Source organism: Falsiroseomonas sp. HC035 (assembly GCF_050563525.1).
Taxonomy (GTDB): domain Bacteria; phylum Pseudomonadota; class Alphaproteobacteria; order Acetobacterales; family Acetobacteraceae; genus Falsiroseomonas.
This window is the reverse complement of the sequence record NZ_JBNXUN010000086.1, coordinates 1-315: the sequence shown is the minus strand read 5'-3', so window position 1 is coordinate 315 and position 315 is coordinate 1. Positions and strand designations below refer to the sequence as shown.

The window sequence follows — 315 nt, the reverse complement described above, 5'->3', positions numbered from 1 at the left end:
TAGCCACTGTACTGGGGTGTGGAAGCGGCCGGTCGGCAATACCTTCAGCCCATCTCTGACTTCAGGTGCAGGTACCGAGGGCAGCGCGCTGCGCGTGCCTGGCGTGGCTTTGGCTGACGGTCCGAATACGGCAAGACGCCTGATCCACAGCCCGACCCGTACCGGCCTGGGAAGCCCTCTCGTCAGCACGGTGTTAGGCAAGCCTTGAGTTCAGACATTCTCCGTCCTCACTAATGCGTGGCATGTAAACGCAACGCATTGGCGGCAGTTGTATTTTATACCCAGCCAGTGTCACCCTGCACAAACAGTCGTGAC

At 59.4% G+C, this 315-nt stretch carries 1 protein-coding gene; it reads left to right on the top strand.

Features of this window, described 5'->3' with window-relative positions; all coding sequences use genetic code 11:
• A partial coding sequence (locus ACLF3G_RS29565; protein ID WP_430672948.1) for a hypothetical protein occupies positions 1–208 on the top strand: 208 nt, incomplete at its 5' end.
• Positions 209–315 lie beyond the last annotated feature (107 nt).